Below are 26,920 nucleotides of genomic sequence, written 5' to 3' on the forward strand. Positions count from 1 at the left end.
TGTATGAATCAACATATTGAACTGGAGAAGGCTCTCGCAGCCTTTCCCTTTTCATTTAAAACGTTATTTTTTAACCAACTCAGTCAGCTCATCAATTACTCCCCCACCATCGGTTTGATGGGCAAAACGGGAGCGGGAAAATCCAGTCTTATCAACGCACTATTCCAATCGTCATTATCACCTGTGAGTAATGTTTCAGGCTGCACACGGCAGGCTCAGCGCTTCAGTATGACGATGAACAACCATGTGCTCACCTTTGTTGATTTACCCGGTGTGGGAGAAAGCCTTGAGCGAGATAGAGAGTACCACCAGCTATACCGTAACTTATTACCGGAACTGGATTTAATCATCTGGGTACTCAAGGCCGATGATAGAGCATGGTCCTCAGATGAACAGTGTTATCGCTTTCTCTCGGAGCAATGTGGTTATCAACCAAACCGCTTTCTATTTGTGTTGAACCAAGCCGACAAAATAGAGCCCTGTCGCCAGTGGGATGAACACAACCACCAGCCATCCTCAGAACAAATGGTTAACTTGGAACTGAAGCAACAAGCCGTAGTAACCGCCTTTAAGCCACATCATCCTGTGATGACGGTTTCTGCGGCAGAAGGTTACCAACTCACTGAGTTAGCAAAGCAATTAATACAGGCGTTACCGGCGAAAGCCAGTAGCGGTGTAGCTAGGCAACTGAACAGCGCTTACCGGACGCAATCGGTGGAGAACGCCGCACGTAACGATTTTGGTCAATGTGTCAGTGATATTGTGGATACCTTAATCAATATCATTCCCTTGCCACCATTGATAAGAAGTACGATTAGCACCGTTAAAAACAGTATCGTATCCGTCGCTAAATCCCTGTGGAGAATGTTCTTTTAACCTCTTACATTACCCCATTAATTATCACTCTCAGCGTCAGTCCTTAACAGGATTGGCGCTTTTTTATCTCTTTTTCTTGGAGTATCAACTGATGAATAATTCAACTGAACGTGCAATTACAATGACACTCGTTCCCGATGAGCAACGCCTGGATTTTTGGATCAACCACTTCGGAAGCGTGAAAGGCTGAACCACCTTTGAAGTGGTCATCTTTACCACTATGGGGCAGTTTTGTGATGACTATCTGGGTGGGTATTGGGAATATTGCACCTTATCTAATGGTGGCGCCTTTATTTATCCCGATTTACCTCAAGAGACACTGACGCTGTTCAACCCACATAACGGTAACGAAGCCAACGTCAGTTGTGAAGCCGCAGGCATTGCCGTGTGTTTGATGATGTACAGTTTATGGTCATTTCAAACGGAAAGTGACATCCTCGTCGATCGCTTTTATCAATTGCATGATTATGCGGCGCAACACCCAGAACGTTCCGCCATATTCCATCTAATCGATTAACCACGTCCTTATTTACGCCTTCGTATTATCTGATTCATTATAAAAGCATCATCAGACTAACCCATTAATTAACTTACATTTATTTTTATATCTATATTATTTTAGTGAATCAATCATCAGAATGAGTCACTAAAAATGATACTCAATATACCTATCATTTCTAGAAAGCTCTGTACCGCAAGGTGTAGGGCTTTTTTGCTTATTACTGTCTATCAATATCGACTGAATTGGAGTTCTATTATGTTTACCTTACAAGAGCAAGAATCAACGGTTATCAAAACCAACCTCGTCAATTCCCGTGGTCGTAGTACCTTCTGGCGTTTCTATTTCAGCACAGTACCTGATTGGCAGCGTTTAGAAGGCGATATCTTTAATCTGATGGATAAGATGTGTGAGGTCTATCATGGAGCCTTCTGGGAGTTCAGTATGCTGTCTAATGGCGGCGCATTTATCTGGCCTGATATGCTCGAACCCTCCCTGCAAATGTTTAACCCGCATAACGGAAATGAAGCCGAGTTAAGCCCGGAGGCAGCCGGTATTGCAGTCTGTCTAATGGTGTATAGCATCTGGTCGTTTAAAACCGAGAGTTCTGTGCTGGTAGAGTATTTTTACCAACTTCGTGACTATGCGATGCAACATCCCGAGCAAGCACAAATCTTTCGCCTTATAGACTGATTTATCAGTCACGGTTTTATCTTTCCCTCACCAGCAATCTTCATTTAATCCATTTATCGAATGATTTATCAGTTTAATTATTGAGGAGAACCCCTATGTCTCGTTTAGCTTCCCGTTTTGGCAATGCTTGCTCTATTCGTCGTGACCGCCCGCTAACTACCGAAGAGTTATTTCGCACAGTACCTAGCGTATTTTCAGAAGAAAAACACGAATCCAGAAGTGAACGTTATACTTACATCCCGACCATTACCTTATTGGATAGTCTTCAAAAAGAAGGCTTCTATCCGTTCTTTGCTTGCCAAACGCGTGTGCGAGATGACAGCCGTCGTGATCATACTAAGCATCTGTTACGGCTGAGACGCCATGACCAAATTACGGGCAGCCTAGTGCCTGAAATCATCTTACTCAATAGTCATGATGGCTCATCGAGTTATCAGATGTTACCGGGGATGTTCCGATTCGTTTGTCAGAATGGCTTAATTTGCGGACAAACCTTTGGTGAGGTGCGTGTACCGCACAAGGGCGATGTGGTGGAAAAAGTGATTGAAGGGGCTTATGAAGTGTTAGGGCTATTTGAACGCATGGATGAGCAACGTGATGCCATGCAATCCCTATTATTACCGCCACCAGCCCAACACATCTTTGCTCAATCTGCTCTCACATATCGTTATGGTGAAGCGCATCAACCTGTGACCGAAGCGCAAGTATTACAGCCACGCCGTGTAGAAGATAAGAAGGACGATCTTTGGACGGTGTACCAACGTTTGCAGGAAAATTTAATTAAAGGGGGATTATCAGGCAGAAATGCGAAAGGTAAACGCGCTCGCACACGTTCAGTGAATGGGATTGATGGTGATGTGAAGCTTAACCGAGCCTTGTGGGTGATGGCTGAAAATATGCTTCAACTAGCCTCGTAATGATGGAGATATTAACGATGGAGAGTATCAATACTTATACGAATACCTTAACACTGCTTCCTAATGAACAACGTACTATCAAACGTGCGTTGACCATACTGGATAAGTATCTGCGTGAACCGGGTATTGCTTTTACATCAACGCAAAATGTGAGGGATTGGTTACGGCTAAAAATGTCAGCATTAGAGCGTGAAGCGTTTATTGTGCTCTACTTGAATCAACAAAATCAGTTGATAAGCAGTGAAACCCTGTTTGCTGGCTCGATTAGCAGCACACAGGTTTATCCTCGTGAAGTCGTCAAACGAGCACTTCATTTTAATGCTGCTGCCGTTATCTTTGCACACAACCATCCGTCAGGCGATATCACGCCAAGCCAAGCGGATAAATCTATCACGCAACAATTAATAAAAGCATTGCAGCTAATTGAAGTACGAGTACTTGACCATCTGATCATCGGTGGTCAGCAAATCTTCTCTTTCGCTGAGCATGGCTTAGTATGAGGTGAACCATGAATATTATCCGTAAATCCGCAGCAATGAAGATCCATCAGCAACATTTAGGCTCTCGCCTTGCTCGTTATTGTAGGGGAAAGTATAAATGGGTTGGTAATAGCGAGCATTATATTGGTAAGGAGGTGCCAGATTGTCGTGGCGTGTTAGCTGTTTATGTTGAACGTCGCCAAGACAGAGATGGCCCTTATGCGTGTGTCATGTGTGTGACATTGAATTGAATAAGTACTGATCACTTTGAGTTTATCCTATATTGGATGGATAAATTAAGCCTACTTCCACTTTGATTAGTATTCAATGGCACATATCAAACCGTTGGATCTTAACTGAATTAGACATTGAGGAATTAAACAAAAATGACACAATAAGACATCATTAAACATGTCAAATTGGCAATACCATGATTCATACTAGAAACAATTAACATGAACATGATCCCCATTAAATGTATACTTAAAAAGGATTCGAATACGTTATAATTACACCTGTCATCTGTGCAAAAAAACAATCTATTTGCTGCGCTCTATCGCCCCAACCGTGCTCAACAAAACCCACCAAACGGACCGAGGGTACAAAAGAGGGTATAAATAAAATCAAATTCAATTAATATTTTTAAATACAACCAGTTATAATGAAAAGTCGATTCCGAGTCCGGCACCACTTATTTAAAGAACCCGCCCAAAAGGCGGGTTTTTGCTTTTCTAGCTACGGTAGATTTCAGGTCGTTGCAACACGTTATTTATTTACTGGATTTCATGCCATTTTTGCAGATGTTCTTTGCTGTTAAAGACACCTATACCCCCTCATAAACCTATCTCTTATTTTCTTGTGTAAGTATTCCATAAAAACAAATCATTAACTTTAACAGATATGTCAATTTCAGCTTTTCATTCACACTAGACTATCAGATTGAATTGTGTTCTATCTACGAAACCTGTCAGCTTAAATCTGAGCTGATACAGTCATGCTACGCTTTAATGTGTCTGGCAGATATACATAAAATAATAGGTGTAGCAATATGCTGCGCTATTTAATGAGTTTTATCTGGAGTATGGAAAGAAACCCGGAGCGGCATATTCAACTATGTCGGGATGTTTTATAGCAGTAAGCGTTAGCATGGCTTGCGTGTTCTTATATCACCAACGTAATATAAATATTATCAATTAGTAACACATGTTTACATAGCTCGTATTAATTCAAAATTAAATTAAGACTAACCTTCAGGTAAGGAAAAAATATAGAGTTTAAAAAGATAACTTGACCATCTTCACATTTTATAAAACATTAATTTGAAGTTATGTTTCATTTGATGTTTTATGTTGGAGTTTAATTCTAAATAGAAATCTCACTTATAACCACTACAAGAGTGAACGCGTATGAAAATAATAAAGAAAATATCTTATCTCTTTTTCACAATAATACTGTCTTCACCAATATTCTCATCGACCAGTTTTGCTGAGAAACTCCCCGCCCTTCCTGTGACATTAAAAAATGGAACCGGAGTAATTAACCAAAATATTATTTACATAGGTTTAGGTAGTACAGGAAACTCATGGTATAAACTTGATCTTAATGAAAATAAAAAAAAATGGGAAAAAATAGCTGATTTTCCGGGTACGCCAAGAGACCAAGCTATAGCAATTAAGTTAAATAATAATATTTATATATTTGGCGGAGCGGGAAAAGAAAATATTGAGAGTGAAACAATAAGCTCATTAACAGATGTTTATCGTTATTCACCAAGTGAAGACAAATGGGAAAAAATAGATACTAGTTCACCTTATGGCTTGGTTGGTCATGCAGGAGTTAGTATCAGCACCAATAAAGCTATCATTCTTGGAGGAGTAAACAAGCAAATATTTGATAAATATTTCATTAATTTAAATCATGCTAAAAACAATTCATCTATTAAAAATAAAGTTATTAATGATTACTTTAATAAACCCATAGAAGGCTATTTTTTTAATCGAATCATACTAACTTATAATGCAGATAATAATCAATGGGGTTCATTAGGCACTATTCCTTTTAATGGAACTGCGGGTTCTTCATTAGTAAATGATAACAATTCAATAACCTTGATTAACGGTGAATTAAAGCCTGGATTACGTACTAGTGAAATACAAACGGCTATATTAGAAAATAATCAACTACAGTGGAATACTACTGTACAGAAACTTCCTCCACCATCACCTGAGCAGCAGCAAGATGGCTTGGCTGGTGCATTTGCAGGTTATAGTGCTCATACCTTACTTGTTGCTGGGGGAGCTAACTTCCCTGGGTCTCAGGCTAAGTATTCACAGAAACATTATTTTGCACATCAGGATTTAGACAAAAAATGGCATAAAGAAATTTATGGGTTGATTGATAATCAATGGAAAGTAATTGGTGAATTACCGATCCCTCTTGGTTATGGAATCACTATTGAGCATGGTAATTCACTATATTTAATCGGAGGTGAAACTACAAAAGGTGAGGCAGTTAATTCTGTAATCACTTTAACATTAAAAGATAAAGAGCTAATTATTAACTAAACCAGTCAAACTTATAAATTATAATAACCAACCAAGAACTCCATATTAAATTTATGGAGTCTTATCCACTCAGGTAAAAACTATGTTTAATAATAAAATTTTATTGGCATGTTGTACTTTTTTTATATCATTTCAATTAAATGCGACTACACTAGACTTTCGTCATGAATATTCAGATTCATCCAGAATAAATAAAGATCGCATTGCCTTTATTCATTCATTTTCAAATGGTATCGGATTTTATATTGATGCCAGTATAAAGTCAGGTGGTGTTGACGGCGAAAAAGATAAAGTATTTAGTGATGTTGTTAATAATGCTATCGAAATGGGGCTAAGTTACAACCATAAGATAAATAAAAGTATAACGTTACAACCGGGATTAATTTTTGAAACAGTTACAGACACATCAATTTATAAACCTTATTTAAAGGCGCAATATAATTTTGATAACGGTTTATATATTGCAGGCCGTTATCGTTTTGATTATGCCAGAAAAACAAAAAAAGCTGTTGATGACGAAAAAACAAATCGCTTTGATGCGTTTATTGGCTATAAATATAATAAATACAAAATTGAATATGACTACACACAAATGTATAGCGATGGCATAAAATATGATAATAAGAAACGTAATTATGAACATAATGTCTCTTTCTCTTACCAATTGAGTGACACATTCACTCCTTATATTGAAGTTGGAAATGTTGCGGTAAGCCCGACCAGTGACGCCCGTCAAACTAGGTATCGTTTAGGATTACAATTCCACTTTTAAATCTTGTGTAAAAAGATGCCAAAAATTATAGTGAGTAATTACTCCATTACTCACTATATTATTTTTTCATATTTATCAATAAATTAAGAAAAATATTTTATTATTTGATCTTCTTCACAAATTACGACTTTCGTAATTGAGGAATTTAGCTTCATAAAATAACATTAATTGGAGTTATACTTCAAAATAAAATGGTGAGTTCAAAATGGCATTGATTGAAAAGATGACTACGGATATTCAACAAAAAGGAGGGCTGATCGTTTCTTGCCAGCCTGTCGATAATAGCCCTATGGATAAGCCAGAAATTGTTGCTGCAATGGCTCAAGCTGCAGTTAATGCAGGTGCAGTAGCAGTACGAATTGAGGGAATAGATAATTTAAAAGCAACTCGCCCTCTTATTGATGTGCCAATTATTGGTATTGTCAAACGCGATTTACTGGATAGTCCTGTCAGGATCACACCTTGGTTAAGTGATGTAGAAGCACTAGCAACAGAAGGTGCCGATATTATCGCTTTTGATGGTACGGATCGTGTACGCCCAGTTCCAGTCAATGAGTTATTGGCTTGCATACACCACTTCAATAGGTTGGCAATGGCAGATTGTTCCACATTTAATGAGGGAATGTATTGCCAGGAATTAGGAACAGAATTTATTGGTTCAACTATGTCTGGCTATACCGGTGGTGAAATACCAAAATTACCTGATTTACAATTAGTGGCAGCACTCGCTGAAAATGGATGTCGTGTAATAGCCGAAGGCCGCTATAACACACCTATGATTGCAGCAAGAGCTATACAAGCTGGAGCTTGGGCTGTCACAGTTGGTTCCGCATTAACCCGACTAGAACATGTCTGTGATTGGTTTACCCATGCCCTCAAGTTACAGCAGGAATTAGTTAAATGAATATATTAGCAATTGATATTGGAGGAACAAAGATTTCGGCTGCATTAATCAGTCGAGACAATCAACTTACGCACCATACTCAAATTACAACCCCTGCAAGTGCATCACCAACTCAACTCTATGAAGCTTTGGTGGCGATAACTACACCACTAAAAGCGTATGCAGATGGTGTCGCCGTAGCCTCTACAGGGATTATCTGTGATGGCGTATTAACTGCATTAAATCCTAATAATTTGGGAGGATTAAAAAATTTCCCGTTAAAAAAAACACTTTCTACAATAACCGGTTTGCCTTGCTGGTTACTCAATGATGCTCAAGCTGCTGCATGGGCTGAATATGATTACCGCCATGAAAATATCTCTGATATGGCATTTATTACAGTATCGACAGGGGTTGGGGGCGGCCTAATTCAACAAGGACAATTACAGCTAGGAAAACGAGGTATTGCAGGCCATCTAGGCCACACTATAGCTGATCCTCATGGCCCTCTTTGCGGCTGTGGTCGTTACGGATGTGTCGAAGCTATCGCTTCCGGCCGTGCCATTGCTTCACAAGCTGTAAATGAACTTGCAGGTAAAGATGCTAAAGCTATTTTTACTGCCTATCACCAGGGAAGCCTTCAAGCGAAAACAATAATTGAAAACTCAGCAAGTACTATAGCTAATTTAGTTGCTGATATTAAAGCAATAATAGATGCCGACTGTGTTGTTCTTGGTGGAAGTGTTGGATTAGCAAATGGATATATCGAGCTTGTTCAAGCAGCTATCAGACAACAGCCCAAGGCGTTACAAGTCCCTATTTTAGCTGCTCACTATCATCATAATGCTGGACTTTGGGGAGCCGTTCTTTGGGCTAGGAAACACTAAAAAACTGTCGTACTTCTTACCTTTTACCTTACATATGGCAGGACTAAAAAAATGCAATTACATGATTTTGGTTTCGTTAATTATGCAGTGCTATTTGGATATTTAGCCGCAATGTTACTCGTTGGTGTTTATTTCTCTAAACGCCAAAAAACAGCGGATGATTATTTTCGTGCCGGGGGGCGGGTTCCCGGTTGGGCTGCCGGCGTTTCTGTCTTTGCAACAACATTAAGCTCAATTACCTTTATGTCAATTCCAGCGAAAGCTTATACTTCTGATTGGACTTTTATTATTGGCCAATATTTAGCGATCGCCATTTTGCCATTAGTATTTTATTTCTATATTCCTTTCTTTAGAAAATTAAAAATCACTTCAGCCTATGAGTATTTAGAAGCCCGTTTTGATATACGAAGTCGTTTATTTGCCAGCCTGTCATTTATGTTATTTCATATTGGTCGTATTGCAATTATCACTTATTTGACCGTACTCGCACTACGTCCTTTCATAGGGATAGACCCTATTATATTAGTTGTACTGATTAGTCTATTATGTATTATTTATACATGGATGGGAGGGATTGAAGGCGTTATTTGGACAGATGTTATTCAGGGATTGTTACTTTCAGGTGGTGCTGTTTTAATCTTTATCATGATTTGTTTTAAAGTTGATGGAGGTATTAGTGAGATTTTTACCACAACAGCACAGGCTGATAAATTTTTCCCGGATGCACAGTTACGCTGGAGTTGGACTGACAGTACTATTCCTGTATTAATGATTGGTTTTTTATTTGCCAATATTCAACAATTTACTGCAAGCCAAGATGTTGTCCAGCGCTACATTGTGACTGATTCTATCGAACAAACTAAACGTACTTTAATCACAAATGCTAAATTAGTTGCCATTATTCCTATTTTCTTTTTTGCCATTGGTTCAGCCCTATTTGTGTATTACAAACAAAATCCAAGTTTGTTACCTGAAGGTTTTAATACCGGAGGTATCTTACCCTTATTTATTGTTACAGAAATGCCAGTGGGTATTTCTGGGCTAATCATTGCAGCTATCTTTGCCGCTGCTCAATCGAGCATATCTAGTAGCTTAAATAGTATTTCTAGTTGCTTTAATTCTGATATCTATATTCGCTTAAGTAAAGTTGAACGGTGCTCAGAACAAAAAATGAAAGTCGCCAGATTAGTTATAATTATTGCTGGAGTATTCAGCAGTTTAGCAACAATTTGGCTAGTTTTATCTGACGAGTCTGAAATATGGGATGCTTTTAACAGTTTAATCGGTTTAATGGGTGGCCCTATGACCGGACTATTTATGTTAGGTATTTTTGTTAAACGTGCTAATGCAGGTAGTGCGGTCGCAGGCATTATAGTAAGTATCATTGCTGTATTAGCAGCCCGTTATGGCAGTGACCTTAACTTTTTCTTCTATGGTGTAATAGGTGCTATGTCAGTAGTCATTATTGGTACAATTACTGCGCCATTTTTCTCGGCAGCAAAACAAATTTCATTGGATGATAGTGAAATATCAAGGAACTCATAGGAGGTATCTATGTTATTTGGTCATATATCTGACGCGGCAGTAATGCCTGAAATGAATTTGGTATTACGTAATATAATTAAAAAGGCAATCGCACTCGACCCATTCTCTTTAGAACCGGGAAGCTACCCTATTGATGATAATGATGTATTCATGAATGTGATGTCATTTGAAACACAATCTCGAGAACAAAAATGTGCAGAATTACATCATCGCTATATTGATATACAAATTTTACTATCCGGTGAGGAAGTTATAGATTACGGCGTTCGAAATTCGGCTAAAAATGCCACTGTTTACAGTGAAGCGGATGACTACCAACTCACAGATGTCATTGAAAATTGTCAAACATTGTCATTAACACCCTCTATGTTTGCTATTTTTATGCCTTATGAACCCCATAAACCAGGTATAGCAGCAGAGAAAGGAAACAGTATATTAAAAAAAGCAGTAATTAAGGTAAACCTTAATTTGCTGACTAGTTAATTTTCATCAGTTCCAATTAAACGCTTTATTTCTAATGCATCAATAAATTGTATATTGATGCAAATGGAATAAAGCGTTTTGTTATTATCACATAATTATAAGAGCAAGGCTTTTTTTAACCCGCCAGAATTGATACTCTTGTTAGCAGAATTCCATTCCCTTTGAACTTCGGCAAACAAGGATAATTTTCATGACAAAACAGTCAGTTACCAGACTGAAGCCAGGTAAAATACTCGACACACTAGGGGCAATGAAAAATAGCCTGACGCGAGTATCACAGCGTATTGCTGAATATATCCTGTTTCATCCTGTTGAAGTCACTCAGCTTTCCATCGCACAACTTTCCCAAGCGACTAAGGCGGGTGAGGCAACTGTAGTGCGTTTTTGCCGCACTTTAGGCTATAAGGGCTTTCAAGACTTTAAAATGGATTTAGCCATTGAAATGGCGACATCGGATAGTGAAGAATCACCAATCCTTGATGCTGAAGTTAGCCATCAGGATGATATCCATACTATAGGTTTAAAATTACAAGCAACCATCAATAATGTGTTATCAGAAACATTAAATTTACTTGATATGACGCAAGTTCAAGATGCTGTAAATGCGTTGCTATCATCGAATTATGTTTTTATCTGCGGTGTGGGTTCCTCAGGGATCACAGCAGAGGATCTAAAAAATAAACTGATGCGTATTGGATATCGAGTGGATGCTGTTACCAATAACCATTTTATGTATATGCAGGCTTCCTTATTGAAACCGGGTGATATCGCGATTGGTATCAGCCATTCCGGAAACTCACCGGAAACAGTTCATGCACTGAAACTTGCAAAAGAAGCAGGGGCTACCACAATTGCGCTAACGCATAATTTAGGTTCACACATTATGGAATATGCCAATTATTATCTGATTAATGGTAATCGACAGGGGAAATTACAAGGTGATTCTATTGGTACAAAAACAGCACAACTGTTCGTTTTAGACTTACTATATACCCTACTTGTCCAAGCTCAACCTGAAATGGTCAAAGAGCAAAAACTGCGTACACTAAATGCATTAAAAAATACCAATTCAGCATGAGTTTATAATCAGTGTTATGTGGTCTTGAACAAAAACCAGCTAAAGATCACACTTTCATTTTTCTCTTTCTTTAACGCTAATTTCATTATTGCGTTCTGAACGATTGAGCCTTAATATAGAGCAAAACTCCATATTATAATAAATAAAGAAATCAACCTCCAAAAAGGAATGATAATGAAAAAACTCTCTGGATTAATCGCTGCACCTCATACACCTTTTGCTTCCGATGGAAGTATTAATTATCCTGTCATTGATAAAATTGCAGAACATCTTATTGCAAGTGGTGTCACGGGTGCTTACGTATTAGGAACAACAGGAGAAGGCATCCATTGTTCTGTCGAAGAACGCAAAAAAGTCGCTGAACGCTGGGCTGCTGCCAGTCAAGGACAACTAGATATCATTGTTCATACAGGTGCACTCAGTATTGCAGACACTATAGAGCTATCCCGTCATGCTGAAACGTTAGATATTCAAGCTACATCAGTGATTGGTCCTTGTTTCTTTAAACCAAGCAATGTAGATGACTTAGTTGAATATTGTCGTTTAGCAGCGATGAATTCGCCTTCTAAAGGCTTTTATTACTACCACTCTACTATGTCAGGTCTAAACATTGACATGGAAAAATTTTTACAAGCGGCAGGAAAAACAATTCCGAATTTATCCGGAATGAAATTTAATTCTCCTGATATGTATGAATTTCAACGTTGTTTACGTGTTGATGGCGGTAAATACGACATTCCATTTGGTGTAGATGAATTTATACCGGCAGGGTTAGCTTGTGGGGCGTTAAGCGCTGTAGGAAGCACCTATAACTATGCGGCTCCTTTATATCTTGAAATAATTGAGAAATTTAACACTGGTGATTACGATGGTATCGCTGCATGTATGGATAAAGTAATTGCAATTATTCGTGTGCTGGTAGAATACGGTGGTGTTGCTGCAGGTAAAGTTGCAATGCAATTACATGGTATTGATGTTGGTGACCCCCGCCGTCCACTACGCCCATTAACTGCAGCACAAAAAACGGATGCATTAGCAAAATTTAAAGCAGCCGGTTTTCTATAATTAACTTTACTCTTGTTGAGTATTAACAACACAAGCTTGTTTTTTTACATCTCCCCCATTTGATGATGACAGTGGCCTTCGAAGTGAAAGCCACTTTTTATTTCTTAAAATATTACCCCAATCAGTTATCCGATTAAGCTGAATAACATCATGTGTAAAATCAAAAAAAGAATATATTGTCACCTATATAAGCAAATCATTTTTTATTACAGATAATTATATTTTACTACACTTGATTTTTTTATTTTTAGCAGTGAATAATGCAACCGCCCCCTGAATATTAACAGAAACATCTTCAAACAAAGAAGCAAGTGTCGTTTCAAGTGAATCCGCAGAGTCATAAACATTGCTAAAAATTCCTTTTTTATTATAGACTGACATTAGCTTACTTCCAAAACGATTATGCTGAACCCCCTTTCCAAGAATAGTCGCACCATATAAAGTGCCATCATCCTTAAGTGTTTCACTGATATTTATTATCGCTTGTTTCTTATCACTCATTTTCCCTGGCAAGCAATGTAATAAATAAAATATGGATACTGAATCAAATGCCCCTCTCAACTCACCAGTAAATCTGTTAAAAATATCATGACAGAAACAAGAGTTTAATTTCTCATCAGAAATATATTTTTTAGCATATTCTAAACTGTGAATATTAAGATCGGAAAGTGATATTTTATTAATTTCATCTGCAGCTTTTTTTAAATAAAAACCAGTCCCAACACCAATATCCATATGGTTGTTACCAAGATGAGATTTAAAGTGAGGAATTAAAAATTCATCAGTATTACAATGCCATGCATAGTTATTAGATATATTTAGTACCCACCAGTCATATAGAGCCAAAGAGAGAGGTGTATATACTTTAGAACCATCATTTGTGTTCAATGACATAAAATCTCCATAATGGAAAAAATATATATTATTTTTTTATTATTTATTTTAATAGTCGAAAATAATGAGTGATAAGTCAGGTTATCATATGCTATAAGTGTAGGATTATATACTTGGTATTATTCAGAGTTATTTATATCACATCCCATCTTTAATCGGAAAAAACTCTGACAATTTCACACATGCGCCATTAAAATCATCTAAAGATATATCTCCATCTATTCACCCCATTCACACCATAGCCTAACAAAACAAATCAAAAAACTAATAAATATGCATATCATCTTTGGTATGCTTCATCTGTGATAACCATAAACCATATGCCTTTCTAAATAATTTATCAGAAACCATTTACACAGATACTGGATAAAACCCACAAGGTCATGAAATACAAAATAACGAAATTTAATCATAACGATTAAAACGAACATAATTCACGCAAGTAAATTAACAAGTTATATTTTTATTGTCAGTTTACCTCTTTCGAGGTATTTTCATTGAGCTAATGCTGTGTGGAAAATCATCTGTATATCCCTTTCCTGAAGAGCGGGTATAATAGTCACCCTGAAGGTTTTTTTGAAAAACCGCATTGTCCATCCGAAATATCAAACAACATGATCTTGTTACCAAGATTATATGTACTAAAATCATCAATACTTTCATTTACCAGCAAATACTGACCTGTTTGATCAAATCCATGAAATAATGCAATGGCAGAGAGCCTCTGGTGACAACTATCTCCATTACTCAGTGTCACAGTTGCTGTAATCTTTTGGTGTACAAAAATACTCTTACTGCCCTCTTTATTTTGACAAGATTGACTGGCATTGAATTGTGCTTGTATTTTTTACATCAACACTGGCATACATCTCGTTAAATGGGGTTAATACACGCCCGATTATCAGGGTAAGAGTACATAGAGGAATTCACCGTCACGTGAATATTATCAGCTATTGCAACCAAAGGTAGTCCTATCAATAAAAACAAACCTATAACTCGTTTTTTCATATTAAATTCCAAATCTATTTTCACCTCTGCGGATCAAGGGGACCTGTATCTGGGCTATACCGAATCAGATGTCTTCCCCATATGCTTTACAGCTTTCAATTGATCATCATTCTGAATTAATCTGCCCTTTTTCAGATAGTTAATTTTTCAGCCATCAATTGTGCTTCATCTTCGCTGTGAGTCACTAACAGTGCTGTTTGCCTGAGAGGGTAGATTTCATAGACCACCCCACCCGAGCTGAATTATTTACCGTGGTGGGGTGTCAGCTCAGAACATGGCAATCAATGTAGAAAAAAGAGGCATATTATGGGTCTTGACAAAAAGATAAAATAGATTTACTTTGAAAATCAATTCATTAAATAGCTGAATGTTCACGAGTCTGGGCACCACATATTTAAAGAACCCGCCCCAAAAGGCGGTTTTTTGCTTTTATATTTCTAAGCTCAAGTTGAGTACTCGGCTAAAGAATCTGAAATCTATAATCTTTTTTTTATCTAACCTAAACACTTATTTCTATACCCTTTCGGTCTACTAGACATGGTTAGTCCGCCACTATACAGAATATTGATATACAATCAGCTATAATATAAAGTCAATTAACTTGACTTATACCAAATAACCAGGAATTACCTAAAAAAAACCAAACACTAAAGTTTATAATTAGATTATTATTCTCACCCTTTTCTCATTTCATCCATTATACAGCCAAGCTTAACTCATATTACGTGTTTTTATTAGCCTATTGTCTTATCTAAGAACCTAAAAATAAGTTTTTATATTAATAGTTATGAAAATAAATCATTAAAAAACCACAATATCATTTTTTATTCCTAGCTATTGAGCTAAAAAAATAATCAAATACAATATTAATCAATAAGTGCTAATAATAATTTGTAATAAAAAGGTAACTAAGCTTTAATGTAATAAAACCTACTCAACCTTACCGAACAACTCACAATTTCTGCTTAACATATTGTTAAGTAATAAAAATAACCCCATAAAACAAAGTGCAAATAACTATAATGTTTAGAATAAGACTCTGCATATGAACCTAAAATAAATGACTTAATCTTATTTAAAACTTTCAATTAAGGAATACCTTATATTCTAAAATTTTCTTTTCGTCATAATTTACTCTTAGCTATAAAAATAGTTTTATGAATCAATGATACTAGGGTCAAGTTTCCTCATGAAAAAGAAAAAAGATACAACTTATTATATCAGCCAACTAGTTGGTAAATGCTTACAAGAATACCGGCAAGAATTAGGAATTAGTGGTGAGAACATTGCGAAAGAGTTAGGCATTAGCCAACAGCAATTATCGCGCTATGAACGAGGAGAGAATGCGTTAACCGTAGATGTATTGTTTAAATTTATTCTTATACTCGGTATTAATTTCCCAGATTTTTACCATAGGCTATTCTATGTCGTGAGTCATCATCCTAAACTTTCACACTATATCACTAATTTAAATGGTTTTGGCTGGGAATTAGATGATTTGAAAGACTATTATAATTCAGCAATTGTATAACCTTTAGCGTAAAGAAATATTGTTTAATTTCTTTATTTTATATTATTATGAAAATCATGGAGTTTGCCTATAATCGATGAGAACAGCGCTATGTCTACCCCTTCTCCGACTGCATTTTCAAGGATAACTCGCACATCAGGACGCACGAATAGCATACTTACCATTGCTTTTCCTTTGTTATTTATTCTAATAACAACATTGATTTGGAGTGCAGAGCGAATTGTTCAACAAGAAACTAAACGCCTAGAAGTCGATTTTAGGTCACTAATAGGCTATATCAATGAACAAGAAAAGTTTTTACGATCTTTAAATAAGCAAAATCAAGATTTAATAGAGTTAGTTGAAAGCCGAACCTATGCAATACAAGAACAGTTCTTACCAACAAGGTCGCCATTATATCTACTCGAAGGTAAAGAATCTTTAGTTGCAATGCCATTTACCCTAGCTTGTGACAAGAGTTTAGAGTGTTCCAACGTTCCCAGTATATTATTTTCTTTAGGGGCCTATTTAGCTGATTACTATTCTACTTTTTGGGGAGGCTCATATTTTCCAGCTGCTGCAGTATTTTTTGTCAACGAACACGACCAAATTAGCATCAGCGTTCCTTCCGTTGGAACAGTTTTAGGAAATGAATCTATTTCTCCAAATTTGTATTACTCCGTCATTGATAGTATTAGAAAAAATTTACCTACTATTCATGCTCAATTTTTAGGATCACAAGAAAGCGATTCAAAAGACATTATCTGGTTACGTCCTGAGCCATTTGATCATATTCTCATTGGGATCATCCCTGCTGGTTTTGATGAACATTTATGGCAGAATGCTCACATTTCTCCTAAAAATATTTATGCAGTTAGTATGTTAAGCCAAGCAAGGCTTAGCGTGCTGGAGCGAATGTTAAACCCCACACTCACACATCAATTTTGGCTGATTCATGCAAAATATGGTCAGCTACTTGGAACAACCCAAGCACCTGAAGAAGAAGCATTAGAAGGTATTTTCTATACCAGAGATGGCCTAGTTCTTAAACTTTCATCTAAAACTGATGAATGGACTGGATATTATAGAATTAGTTATGCGGCTTTTTTTGAAGACAACCTGTGGCTTCCTATCAGTTTAGTTATTGCACTTTTCTTTAGTTTATTTTGTGGATGGGGATATCACCGCTGGTACCAACGAAAAATATTACAACCCGCAATAGACTCCCAGCAAGCTATCTTAGAAAATGAATCTTTTAACCAAACACTTATTGCGACAACCCCTATCGGCTTATGTGTAATAGATAAAGAAACCCAGCAGTTACGCTTTGCGAATGAGTTAGCTCGTTATTGGCTAAAAATAACCAATATATCTACTCCCCACGACTCAAATGAATATAATGAATTACTTATCAAGGTTCTTTCTGACACAGAACAGGTTAAAACTAATTTAAAGTCTGGGGAACATGTTCTTTATGTCGTAAGCACAGCAACTTATTACCAGCAGCGCCCTGTTATTTTATGCGCATTTACTGATATTACGATCCAAGCAGAAACTGAAAAACAACTTGATGATGCTAAGCGACTTGCAGAAGAAGCCAACCGAGCTAAATCCACATTTTTAGCAACAATGAGCCATGAAATACGAACCCCACTTTATGGTCTAATAGGTACATTAGAATTACTGGCAAATACCTCTCTTTCATCTCAACAAGCTCACTTTATTGATCGAATATCAACAACATCCCAATTACTTATGCAGTTAATTGGTGATATTTTAGATATTAGCAAAATAGAAGCTAATCAAATTCAAATTCATAATCAACCATTTGATTTATTAGAATTAGTGCAACAAACTGTTCAGTTATATCAAGGAATTGCTCAGCAAAAAGGGTTGCTCCTATTTGCTATTATTGACCCAAATGTACAAGCAAATAGAGTTGGTGACTCTGCCCGACTGCAACAAATTTTAGGTAATTTACTCAGTAATGCGATTAAATTTACCCACAGAGGTACTGTTACTATTGAACTTAAAAGAAGTAATAAAAATAATATATTACTACGTGTCAGTGATACAGGTGTTGGAATTAGCCCTGAACAACAAATAAAATTATTTGAGCCATTTTATCAAGCTCATTCAGAAATTCATGCTTATGGTGGTACTGGCTTAGGTCTATTTATTTGCTCTAAGCTTATCAAATTGATGGATGGGCAAATAAGTTTACAAAGCGAAACTGGAGTTGGTAGCTCGTTTCTCGTGACACTACCTTTAGCACTCGATATACAGCAAACACACTGGCTATCACTCAAAAACACCAATATTTGGTTGCAAACCCCAAACCCATTATTGACTGAAAATATAACGCAATGGCTAAAACGTTGGGGGGCCAATGTATATTTCACAGAAAATAGCCTCCCCATAGATACCTCATCCGTTATTGCCGTCGGCATCTTAATTCCATCGTTTCCTCTGCCAACTAATTGGGATGGGCAACTATGGGTAAGCACTGAAATGAATTTCAGACTATCCGAGTTAAATCAGCAGTTATTCTTACTACAAAATAATAAAGAACCGATACCCCTTATTTGTCCAACATCTCGTATACAAACTCATATGCATAAATACCCGCTTCGCGTTTTAATTGCTGAAGATAACCCCATTAACCAAGTTGTTCTACAAGAGCAACTTGAACTACTTGGTTGTAAGGTATTTATTGCCAATGATGGTGAAGAAGCGTTGGTGATCTGGGATAACGAAATTGTTGATATCATCCTTACAGACGTTAATATGCCTTATCGTAATGGTTATGAGCTTGCACAGCAGCTGCGCAGTGAAGGCGAAACATGCCCGATTGTTGGTGTTACTGCTAATGGATTAAAAGAAGAAGAAGAGCGATGCCTAGAATCTGGAATGGATTCATGGCTTGTAAAACCTATAGAGCTAGAAACCTTAGTTCAATTGTTCAACCGTTTATTCCCGATTTACTCCTCCTCAGCTTCAGAAATGGGGCCAATAAAAGTGATTAACCCGCTAAATGGGGAAGATAGAGAAAAAATTATTCGTCATTTTGTGAGCGATATTACTCGATTTTGCCAAGCGGTTGAAAATAACAACACAGAAGAATTAAAACAGTTATCCCATCGTATCCGTGGTGCATTAATTAGTGTTGAACAACGTGAGTTAGCTAATCAGCTTCGTGAGTTTGAAACAGCATTAGATTCACGGACATCAACATACATTGATACCCAGATTAGTCAGAATATCTGCAACCAATTAGCTAATTGGATAAAAAAAATTAGTCAAACAAATGATGTGTGAGGCAATAACTAATTAACGCTTGATTATTATCAACACCCAATTTACGCATTGCAGCATTTTTCTGTAGGCTGATAGTTTTATCACTGCGGTTTAATTGCTTAGCAATATCAACAATAGGCTTACCTTGAACAAAAAGGCGCAGTACCTCAAGTTCACGAGGTGATAATGTCTTTACCCTATCATTTAATGTTACTGCATTACGGCTTTTTAATGTCGTTGTCATATCTGCAACAGGAACACGATATTGGCGACCTTGCCCCGCTAATGTGATAGCTTTCATCAGGTCACCTAATGGTGCCTCTTTTGACACCACCGCACTCACCCCAGAATCATATAACATTTGTACAATCATTGGGTTAGAAACCATCGTTAATACAATCACTGCAATATTTGGATATTGGCGACGTAAAAATTGAATATAATTCTGTCCATCGCTAGATTGGGTATTATTAGGCATCATATAATCAGTTACGATCACATCAACCTCATTTTTTTTCAAAAAAGCAAATAGTTCAGCATCCTGAGTGTAAGCACCTAAAATGTCTAAATTCATTGATTGAGAAAGTGTATCTTTCAAACCTGAAAGCACAATGGGATGATCATCAACTAATACTAATTTGAGTTTTTTCATTTAATAATACTCAGCATCAGAATATGTATATTCAATATAACACCATAGAAAAAATGTCAATTAACACTCTTAATATGAAACAACAACTCGAACTGTTTTAGAAAACGGACCAGAAGCGATAGTGCTGCCCGCTATCTTGCTTAATGTCGCAGTAAAAGGGACATTAATCGGTGATTGTGGCATGATTTCACCAATACTGTAGCTTTCATTATAGTTAATATCAGTTGAATTACGGGTTAATAGTGTTTGTAACCCATTGCCCATATCAAGATATTTTCCACCTAGCACCGTATTATTATTGGGTTCAAAACGTACTGATATATTTAGCCCTGTTTCGCAGTCTTGTGGCACTGACATACCTAAATTAAAAGTTCGGCTAACCACTTCTCCCGCATTCATTTGTTTAGGTGAAATTGAGTCAAAGTTTACACTTCCCCCATTAGAAGCCGTGATATTCACCGCAGGTGCAGGGCAGAGCAAGGTTAAGTTACCTTTAATGCGCACATAAGTTGGCCCGCCTAAATCCTTACCTAAATAATCCACATGGGTTCCTAATAAAAATAGCCCTGTATCAAAAGGTTTAAGAGCGTTTGCCCCCTTATAAACATAAAAGTTATACATGAAAGCGATATTGCGTGTAATTCCTGTTTCTGGTTGACTCCAATACCCCAAATAAATATTTGGAACAGTTGGGTTGGTTATCGTTACTGGACTAGGAGATGAAATTGCATTTTGTTGCGTCACACTGACACCACTATTAATCAATAATGTTTTAATTGCAGTTGGCATTGTATTTTTAAAGTAAACGGCATTAGTTGTACTTGATGAGCCAGTAAACTCACATCTCACTGATATATATGAGCTCAATGCTGATGTCAATAAGGTACCATTTGGAATTGAAGTACTACTATTTGTAATATCAAAGGTTAATTCTTGTTCTATAGTTGTAGCTCCTGAACTCGGTATACAATTATTAACCGCAGCTACTGATTGAAAACTTAGCAAAAATAAAAATAATATAGCGAATGAATTTATTTTATTAAAAATTAACATAATTTATCTCTTATCCTTTTCATTTGATAAGGAGCAAGTTGTATTACATGTATATTTCAATAAGTTTGGTGTTCCATAATCATCAATATAAGTAATAACCATTTTCGGCGATTTCACTTGTTTATCTGATAGAAAATATGTTGAATTGCTATTTGGCTTTATGACAATTTCTTTAAAATCAGGAACTTTAGATTCATTATCATTAACATTAATCACAACAATGTGATAGGGTGTCTGGTTAGTTAATTTTAACGAGTTTCCCATTTTTTCCACTTTCAATTCTTTCTGCCAGTCATTGTTAGGGTATTTTTTCAATTCACTTGGACGATAAAATAATTTAAAGCGTGATTGAATAACAATTTCAACAGCATTTTCTAGTTTAGTTTTCGGTGGAATACCCAAGACATTAAAGTAAAATAAAGACTCTTGGTTGTTCGGTATTTTCACGTCATTTTTTGATAAACTAATTCTAACCTGTTTCTTTTGATTCGCTTCAACACGTTGCAGTAAAGGCAAAGCAATTAGTGGCTCTGAAATTTTTTCACCATTTTCATTCTCGACCCATGACTGAACTAAATAAGGGTCTTTTTTATCAATATTCTCAATCACAACGCTAACACCTTTACTTGCTTCATCATAAATAACGCGAGTACGGTCAACAGAAATTGATGCATGTGTGTATGTGCTAATCAAGATTAAAACACTTATTATTAATTTAAATTTTTTCATGATTTTCTATTCTTTATTACAGGTTATATTCTTACTGGCTAAATGGCTTTGTTTTCCTAACATAATTCGACATGACTGGTCACCACTCCATTTAACTGTTAATTTTTGATCTGGTTGAAATCCCGTTAAATAAACTTGCCCTTCCTCTGCAATCATTCCCAATACACTATTATTATCAGAGCCATAAACTAAAGCACCAAATGGAGGCGTATTTCCGTCAGGGAATTTAATTGTAACTAACGCTTTTTCCCCCACTAATGTATTGAGTTTTGAATAACCAACCGCACCATCAGTTAAATTTGATTCAATCACGCTGTCATCAATGCTGACATTATCTGGTACATTATTAAGGTCTACATACTGGGTCGACCTATAATAGGTTGGAACATTACTAATTGCGGCTAAACCAAACCCATTCGTAACTGATTCATTTTTATTAATTGATACCCCTTTCGCTTTATCTGTATCAATAACCATACGAGCTTGGTTATCATAAACTCGTCGGTGTAAGACTGGGCCTTGGTTGGTAATCGTCAAGGAGCCATCTAGTGACCCACTTAATGTATGGTAATCTTCACCATACGATCCCGTTAGTTGTGCAGTACCATATTGTGTATCACGATAAACGGATGCATTCATTGCCGCATTTTCAAAAAAGTCTTTACTTGATAAACCTAAGCTAACGTTATTATCATTAATTTTAGAATTGTAATTAATATTACTATTATATTTCTTATCAATATCATTATAAGAACTAAAGTATTGAATCCGTGAGTTTCTTTCACCACCAAATGGGACGCTTAACGAAAGATATGCTTGCTTAGAGCGTTTACCTTTTACGTAGCTACTTTTACCAATTGATAATGATAAAATCGCATTATTTATAAAACTTGTATTTATGGTTTTATTAAACGATAAATTGAGAGTATTGTTATTTTTTGATTCTTTCCAATAACTTTCCCGTGAGTAACTTAAACTTATATCTGCCTGTAAATCAGGGAGTTGTTGTGTAAAAGAAGTCGTAAATACATTTTTCTGCCGATAATGTGGCGTTAACGGAGTTTCTTTTAAGCTAATATAATCATTCACTGACATAAAGCCTTCATTAGAAAACTGGTACCCTGTTAAATCCAATCGACTTGAATTCGAAAAACGTTTTGCATAATTAATACGGTAACTTTCACCAGTACGTAAAGCGATATCCTGTAGTTGATTCTTCGACTGTGTAATATCAAAAGATATTGCACCAAAGCGTTCCATATTTACCCCAACACCTGCATTATAGGCATGATATTCATCATTAGAGGTTGCAAAAATACCACCAAAAATAGATAAATTGTTGAGGATCCCCCAAGAAGCTTCAGTTGATATAAAGTCATCATTGATGTTTTTATATCCCATTGGGTCTAACCGGCCTGCATTCAGTTTATATTGCACCATGCCTGGGCGTGTTAAAAAAGGAATATTGGTCGAGGAAACTTGGTACTCACGTATAGAGCCATCTTCTTCTGTAATTTTAACATCAAGAGTCCCTGATAAAGAGGAGCTCAAATTATCAATTGAAAAAGGCCCTGGTGCCACTTTCATTTGATTCAAGATACGTCCATTTTGTGAGATAGTGACTGTCGCATTACTTGTCGCGGTTCCTGTGACACTCGGTGCATACCCTCTTAGAGAAGCCGGTAGCATGTTCTCATCCGTAAAGACACTAACGCCGTTAAAGCGTACAGAATCAAATACATTACTTACTGTATAATACTTACCCGCAAAAAATTTTGCGGATAAACTAGGTAAATCTGTAAATAAATAAGTTTGCACCCATTTAAAATTATCATTTTTATTATCATTAAAATCTTTTTGATATTGATAATTACTGCGAACACGCCAACGCCCTACATTCGCACCAATAGAACCGAATGAGCTAAAATTATTAATATCTCGAGTATTCTTATACTTAATATAGTTTTCAACAAAGTTGTAATCCAATACGAGTGCATTAACTCCAACTTCCCGCTGCATGGGCGGAACCCAATTGTCATCAGAATACTGAAAATAAGCTTGAGGTATTGAAAGCATTAACTCTTGCTTTTCATCATCGAATCTTGCCTGAATATTTTTATCCTGTGATGCAAGATCATAACACTGACCATTTTCCCATGTTGGTACTTCTTTAATAAATTCTTCTTTTAACCCAATAACTTCTACTAAGTTTCTAGAAATACAAGGTTGTATATTTTCGTCTTTATTTAAAAAATTTATTTGATCAAAATAATTGATTCTTCGACCATTTACCGATACATTAGAAAAATAAGAACCTTCACTAATTTTATTTTTCTCAAATGCACTTAAATCTATATTAGTATTACCCAAAATAGATAATGCGTCTTCATTAAATTGAACAGAATCCGCATTAACATAGTAAGTGTAAAATAATAAACTAGATACTAAACTAGTCACTATGTTTTTATTAAAATTGTTCTTTTTCATTAGCCGCAATATTCTATAATGGATTTATTGAATGAACTCATATAACTGAAAATGCTGTGAAGCAATTGCTATACACAGCATAATCAGCAAATATAAGATTTATTATTTTTTTAATGTTTTTATATTAATACTTATTGGTAATCTAAAACGTAAGCGACTGTAGATTTAACAGAACCGGCTGTAGCTGCACCTAATGCCTGCATACGAGCAGATAAATTAATAACATTTGTCCCTGCGTTTAAGCTTTGCTCAACAGTATCATTTGTTTTTAAATTTGTTCCACTTGCATTTTGGAATAACACACCAACATTGGTAGCAGTACCAGTACTTGCCCATAAGGTGCCAGCTGCATCCATTTGGCCCGTAAATTTAACTGTTACTTTAGAATAATCAGTACCACTTGCGGTAGGGTCCAAAATACAATCCGTTAATTCTAATGTGAAATCAACATTTGGACCTTGTGAACCAGCTGTTTGTAATGATGCAGCTGGAACAGAACCTAATTGAACTTCTTTGTTAACAGAAGAAGGAGCAATGGTACAAGCACCAGTATTCACAGTACCATTGAATTCAATAGTACCGCTTCCTACATCCGCAGCAAATGAAGTTGATGCAGCAGTGAATGTTAATGCGATAATTGAAGATGCTAATAGCGTCTTTTTCATTTTAAACCCTTATTCATGATATTATTAATATATACTAAGGCAATACCTTAGTTGGTACACAGCCATATCAATAGTTTTATTGATATAACTAGAATTTAGTTAACTTTATTCTTATCATTATTTTAATGACTTGAGATGTTCGATAACATGTGAAGTAATATAACCACTAATATGAACCGTAAATATAAGGAGATCCTTAAAACAAATACTAACCTTCATTTTTTTTATTATTTGAATAAAAACCATGACTTAATAATGAGTTATATTCAGAGGTCCAGCTATTTGATTGTTCTAAATCTATATCTTCAAGGAAATAATGAACACTGACTTTAAGGAAGTCTGCAATCATAACTAAAGAATCGATATCTATTCTGTTAATACCTCGTTCATAGCGAGAAAACTGCTGTTGACTAACATTCAAAGCCATTGCCACTTCAGTTCCTGTTAATCCATACTCCCTTCTAAGCTTTTTTATTCTGCTCCCTACTATTTTGGCAATAGGATATCTAGCTGCCATTTTTATTTCCTTTCTGAAAAATACAAAGTAGATACTGAATAACGTAAGAATAACTAACTGCGAGCAATACTAATTAAATAAAATAAAAATAACAAACTCACATACGAGTAATAAATAAAACCAAACATTAATTTTATTTATTGAAAATGCTGATTATTAACTATTAATATCTGGTTACCCTTAATATAAGTAAGGTTTATGAAACAATGTCTAACGAACTCGTCATTTTTCGGGTAAACACCATCACTAAATATAGTTACTTATCTCATATATTTAAAAAAAACAGTTTTTTTATCCAACAAGTCTTAAACGCTACATGTTATCAATTAACAAGATGTTAACATTTCCTTTTTAATGGAATTTTATATCACCAAAACTTGGTGATACCCGTACCTAAAAAAATAATAAACTTTAAGACTATAAACTTTCTTGAGGCTTTATTAAGCCCTTAACTAAATGCCCTATCTATTGAAGTTATTAAGATTATTCATTCCTACATTCTTTAAATATTTCGTTATTATCCATATCATTTTTATTAGTTAACCATAATAGAATAAAAAAATGGAATAAAAACAATATTCTCAAGAATCGTAGAAATGTTTTAAATTCTTAAACATGGTGCGCCAAGTACACCTGAATTTAAGGCAGCACTAAAAGCAGAGTCTTTTGGTCGGCGCCTCCTAGTTAGTATGAATTTTTTACCTTCGTTTTTGGCATCTTCAACTAATTTTCTCACTAGCTCTAGATTACTCGGTTTTATCAGAAAGTACTCCATTTTCAATATTCCATTAATTCGTTCTGCTAAAGCATTTTGGCAACAATCGTAGCTATCTATCATAGAATATTGAATATTATGTTCTTTATGTATTTCCTGATACTCCGAAGAACAAGATTGTATCCCCCGACCTTAATGATGGATCAGCTTTCTTTCGCTCCTCAATCCTATCCAGTATTTTGTAATAGGCCTGTCGACTGATTTGCATAAAGTGACAAGCTATTGTTACGTTGAGGTTGTAATCCTTTTTTCTTTAATAGTAGAAAACCCTCATTTTCATCCCATATTCGCCCTAGAAATGCATGGGATAAATAAGACCATAATAGATTTAGAAGACATAACAAATGCTAACTAATTGTTTTATAATATATTTTGTTTTATCTGCTTTACCGGATAAAAATAAGTGAAAAACATCAGAATATCGCCTTCATTTAATCCCATCAAAAATAACATTAAAAAACAAATGATTAGACTTGTTTTTTATGCGAATGAATTAATCTAACGCGATAAAGTCATTTCAAACTCATAAACGGATGCAAATAAATATCTCAATAACTCGGTTTTTGATTATTTAAGATATATTTCACTGCTC

22 protein-coding genes and 2 pseudogenes are annotated in these 26,920 nt (G+C 35.8%); 16 read left to right on the plus strand and 8 right to left on the minus strand.

Features of this window, described 5'->3' with window-relative positions; all coding sequences use genetic code 11:
- Positions 1 to 3: 3 nt before the first annotated feature.
- The 14 genes and pseudogenes from PR834_RS07875 to PR834_RS07940 all read left to right on the plus strand — a co-directional run bounded on the left by PR834_RS07875 (position 4) and on the right by PR834_RS07940 (position 12,741).
- Positions 4 to 876, plus strand: a complete 873-nt coding sequence (locus tag PR834_RS07875) for a GTPase family protein (protein ID WP_014656722.1) — start codon at positions 4 to 6, stop codon at positions 874 to 876.
- A 91-nt stretch (positions 877 to 967) separates the two neighbouring features.
- Positions 968 to 1,393: pseudogene (locus PR834_RS07880) on the plus strand (antirestriction protein).
- Positions 1,394 to 1,633: 240 nt separating this feature from the next.
- Positions 1,634 to 2,068: an antirestriction protein gene (locus tag PR834_RS07885; RefSeq protein ID WP_014656724.1), complete on the plus strand. Its 435-nt coding sequence runs from the start codon at positions 1,634 to 1,636 to the stop codon at positions 2,066 to 2,068.
- 95 nt (positions 2,069 to 2,163) lie between these two features.
- Positions 2,164 to 2,985, plus strand: coding sequence for a DUF932 domain-containing protein (locus PR834_RS07890; RefSeq protein WP_014656725.1), 822 nt, complete (start codon positions 2,164 to 2,166; stop codon positions 2,983 to 2,985).
- 17 nt (positions 2,986 to 3,002) lie between these two features.
- Positions 3,003 to 3,485 (plus strand): JAB domain-containing protein, encoded by a 483-nt coding sequence (locus PR834_RS07895; RefSeq protein WP_014656726.1) that lies wholly within the window; start codon positions 3,003 to 3,005, stop codon positions 3,483 to 3,485.
- Positions 3,486 to 3,493: 8 nt separating this feature from the next.
- Entirely contained in the window at positions 3,494 to 3,715 is a 222-nt protein-coding gene (locus tag PR834_RS07900) for a DUF987 family protein (RefSeq protein ID WP_004917300.1), read from the plus strand.
- Positions 3,716 to 4,870: 1,155 nt separating this feature from the next.
- Positions 4,871 to 6,028 carry an N-acetylneuraminate epimerase gene (locus tag PR834_RS07905; RefSeq protein WP_196725457.1) on the plus strand — a complete coding sequence of 386 codons (1,158 nt, stop codon included), beginning with the start codon at positions 4,871 to 4,873 and terminating at the stop codon, positions 6,026 to 6,028.
- Positions 6,029 to 6,110: 82 nt separating this feature from the next.
- Entirely contained in the window at positions 6,111 to 6,800 is a 690-nt protein-coding gene (locus PR834_RS07910) for an oligogalacturonate-specific porin KdgM family protein (protein ID WP_144395987.1), read from the plus strand.
- 205 nt (positions 6,801 to 7,005) lie between these two features.
- On the plus strand, positions 7,006 to 7,704 hold the full coding sequence (locus PR834_RS07915; RefSeq protein ID WP_004258889.1) for an N-acetylmannosamine-6-phosphate 2-epimerase: 699 nt from the start codon (positions 7,006 to 7,008) through the stop codon (positions 7,702 to 7,704).
- On the plus strand, positions 7,701 to 8,570 hold the full coding sequence (gene nanK / locus PR834_RS07920) for an N-acetylmannosamine kinase (protein ID WP_136135358.1): 870 nt from the start codon (positions 7,701 to 7,703) through the stop codon (positions 8,568 to 8,570). Before PR834_RS07915 ends, nanK begins: the two co-directional genes overlap by 4 nt.
- Positions 8,571 to 8,621: 51 nt before the next feature.
- Complete coding sequence (locus PR834_RS07925) at positions 8,622 to 10,115, plus strand: sodium:solute symporter (RefSeq protein ID WP_136135357.1); 1,494 nt, start codon at positions 8,622 to 8,624, stop codon at positions 10,113 to 10,115.
- A gap of 9 nt (positions 10,116 to 10,124) precedes the next feature.
- On the plus strand, positions 10,125 to 10,598 hold the full coding sequence (gene nanQ / locus PR834_RS07930) for an N-acetylneuraminate anomerase (RefSeq protein WP_136135356.1): 474 nt from the start codon (positions 10,125 to 10,127) through the stop codon (positions 10,596 to 10,598).
- A 190-nt stretch (positions 10,599 to 10,788) separates the two neighbouring features.
- Entirely contained in the window at positions 10,789 to 11,676 is an 888-nt protein-coding gene (locus tag PR834_RS07935; RefSeq protein ID WP_004258907.1) for a MurR/RpiR family transcriptional regulator, read from the plus strand.
- A 174-nt stretch (positions 11,677 to 11,850) separates the two neighbouring features.
- On the plus strand, positions 11,851 to 12,741 hold the full coding sequence (locus tag PR834_RS07940) for a dihydrodipicolinate synthase family protein (RefSeq protein ID WP_262960784.1): 891 nt from the start codon (positions 11,851 to 11,853) through the stop codon (positions 12,739 to 12,741).
- Between the two features lie 216 nt (positions 12,742 to 12,957).
- Here the strand turns inward: PR834_RS07940 and PR834_RS07945 are convergent, their stop codons facing one another.
- Complete coding sequence (locus PR834_RS07945; RefSeq protein WP_196725454.1) at positions 12,958 to 13,635, minus strand: class I SAM-dependent methyltransferase; 678 nt, start codon at positions 13,633 to 13,635, stop codon at positions 12,958 to 12,960.
- Positions 13,636 to 15,832: 2,197 nt separating this feature from the next.
- On the opposite strand from PR834_RS07945, the gene PR834_RS07950 reads away from it, so the two are divergent.
- Together PR834_RS07950 and PR834_RS07955 are read left to right on the plus strand one after the other, a co-directional pair.
- The gene (locus tag PR834_RS07950) at positions 15,833 to 16,174 is read left to right on the plus strand and encodes a helix-turn-helix domain-containing protein (protein ID WP_036958050.1); all 342 of its coding nucleotides are present in this window, start codon (positions 15,833 to 15,835) and stop codon (positions 16,172 to 16,174) included.
- 90 nt (positions 16,175 to 16,264) lie between these two features.
- Positions 16,265 to 19,471, plus strand: a complete 3,207-nt coding sequence (locus tag PR834_RS07955) for an ATP-binding protein (RefSeq protein ID WP_231136075.1) — start codon at positions 16,265 to 16,267, stop codon at positions 19,469 to 19,471.
- Here PR834_RS07955 and PR834_RS07960 read toward each other — a convergent pair.
- From PR834_RS07960 to PR834_RS20420, 7 genes and pseudogenes are all read right to left on the minus strand, one after another.
- On the minus strand, positions 19,449 to 20,102 hold the full coding sequence (locus tag PR834_RS07960) for a response regulator transcription factor (protein WP_004258940.1): 654 nt from the start codon (positions 20,100 to 20,102) through the stop codon (positions 19,449 to 19,451). The genes PR834_RS07955 and PR834_RS07960 overlap by 23 nt on opposite strands.
- 69 nt (positions 20,103 to 20,171) lie before the next feature.
- Positions 20,172 to 21,155 (minus strand): fimbrial protein, encoded by a 984-nt coding sequence (locus PR834_RS07965; RefSeq protein ID WP_096864370.1) that lies wholly within the window; start codon positions 21,153 to 21,155, stop codon positions 20,172 to 20,174.
- Positions 21,156 to 21,158: 3 nt separating this feature from the next.
- Positions 21,159 to 21,884, minus strand: coding sequence for a fimbrial biogenesis chaperone (locus PR834_RS07970; RefSeq protein WP_187710051.1), 726 nt, complete (start codon positions 21,882 to 21,884; stop codon positions 21,159 to 21,161).
- Between the two features lie 6 nt (positions 21,885 to 21,890).
- Positions 21,891 to 24,371, minus strand: coding sequence for a fimbria/pilus outer membrane usher protein (locus PR834_RS07975; protein ID WP_272525429.1), 2,481 nt, complete (start codon positions 24,369 to 24,371; stop codon positions 21,891 to 21,893).
- A 131-nt stretch (positions 24,372 to 24,502) separates the two neighbouring features.
- Positions 24,503 to 25,036, minus strand: a complete 534-nt coding sequence (locus PR834_RS07980) for a fimbrial protein (protein WP_004258955.1) — start codon at positions 25,034 to 25,036, stop codon at positions 24,503 to 24,505.
- A gap of 208 nt (positions 25,037 to 25,244) precedes the next feature.
- Entirely contained in the window at positions 25,245 to 25,553 is a 309-nt protein-coding gene (locus PR834_RS07985; protein ID WP_004258958.1) for a helix-turn-helix domain-containing protein, read from the minus strand.
- A gap of 712 nt (positions 25,554 to 26,265) precedes the next feature.
- A pseudogene (locus PR834_RS20420) lies at positions 26,266 to 26,457 on the minus strand (IS3 family transposase); the annotation flags it as partial.
- Positions 26,458 to 26,920: the final 463 nt, after the last annotated feature.

It is taken from the genome of Providencia sp. PROV182 (assembly GCF_028480325.1).
Lineage (GTDB): Bacteria > Pseudomonadota > Gammaproteobacteria > Enterobacterales > Enterobacteriaceae > Providencia > Providencia hangzhouensis.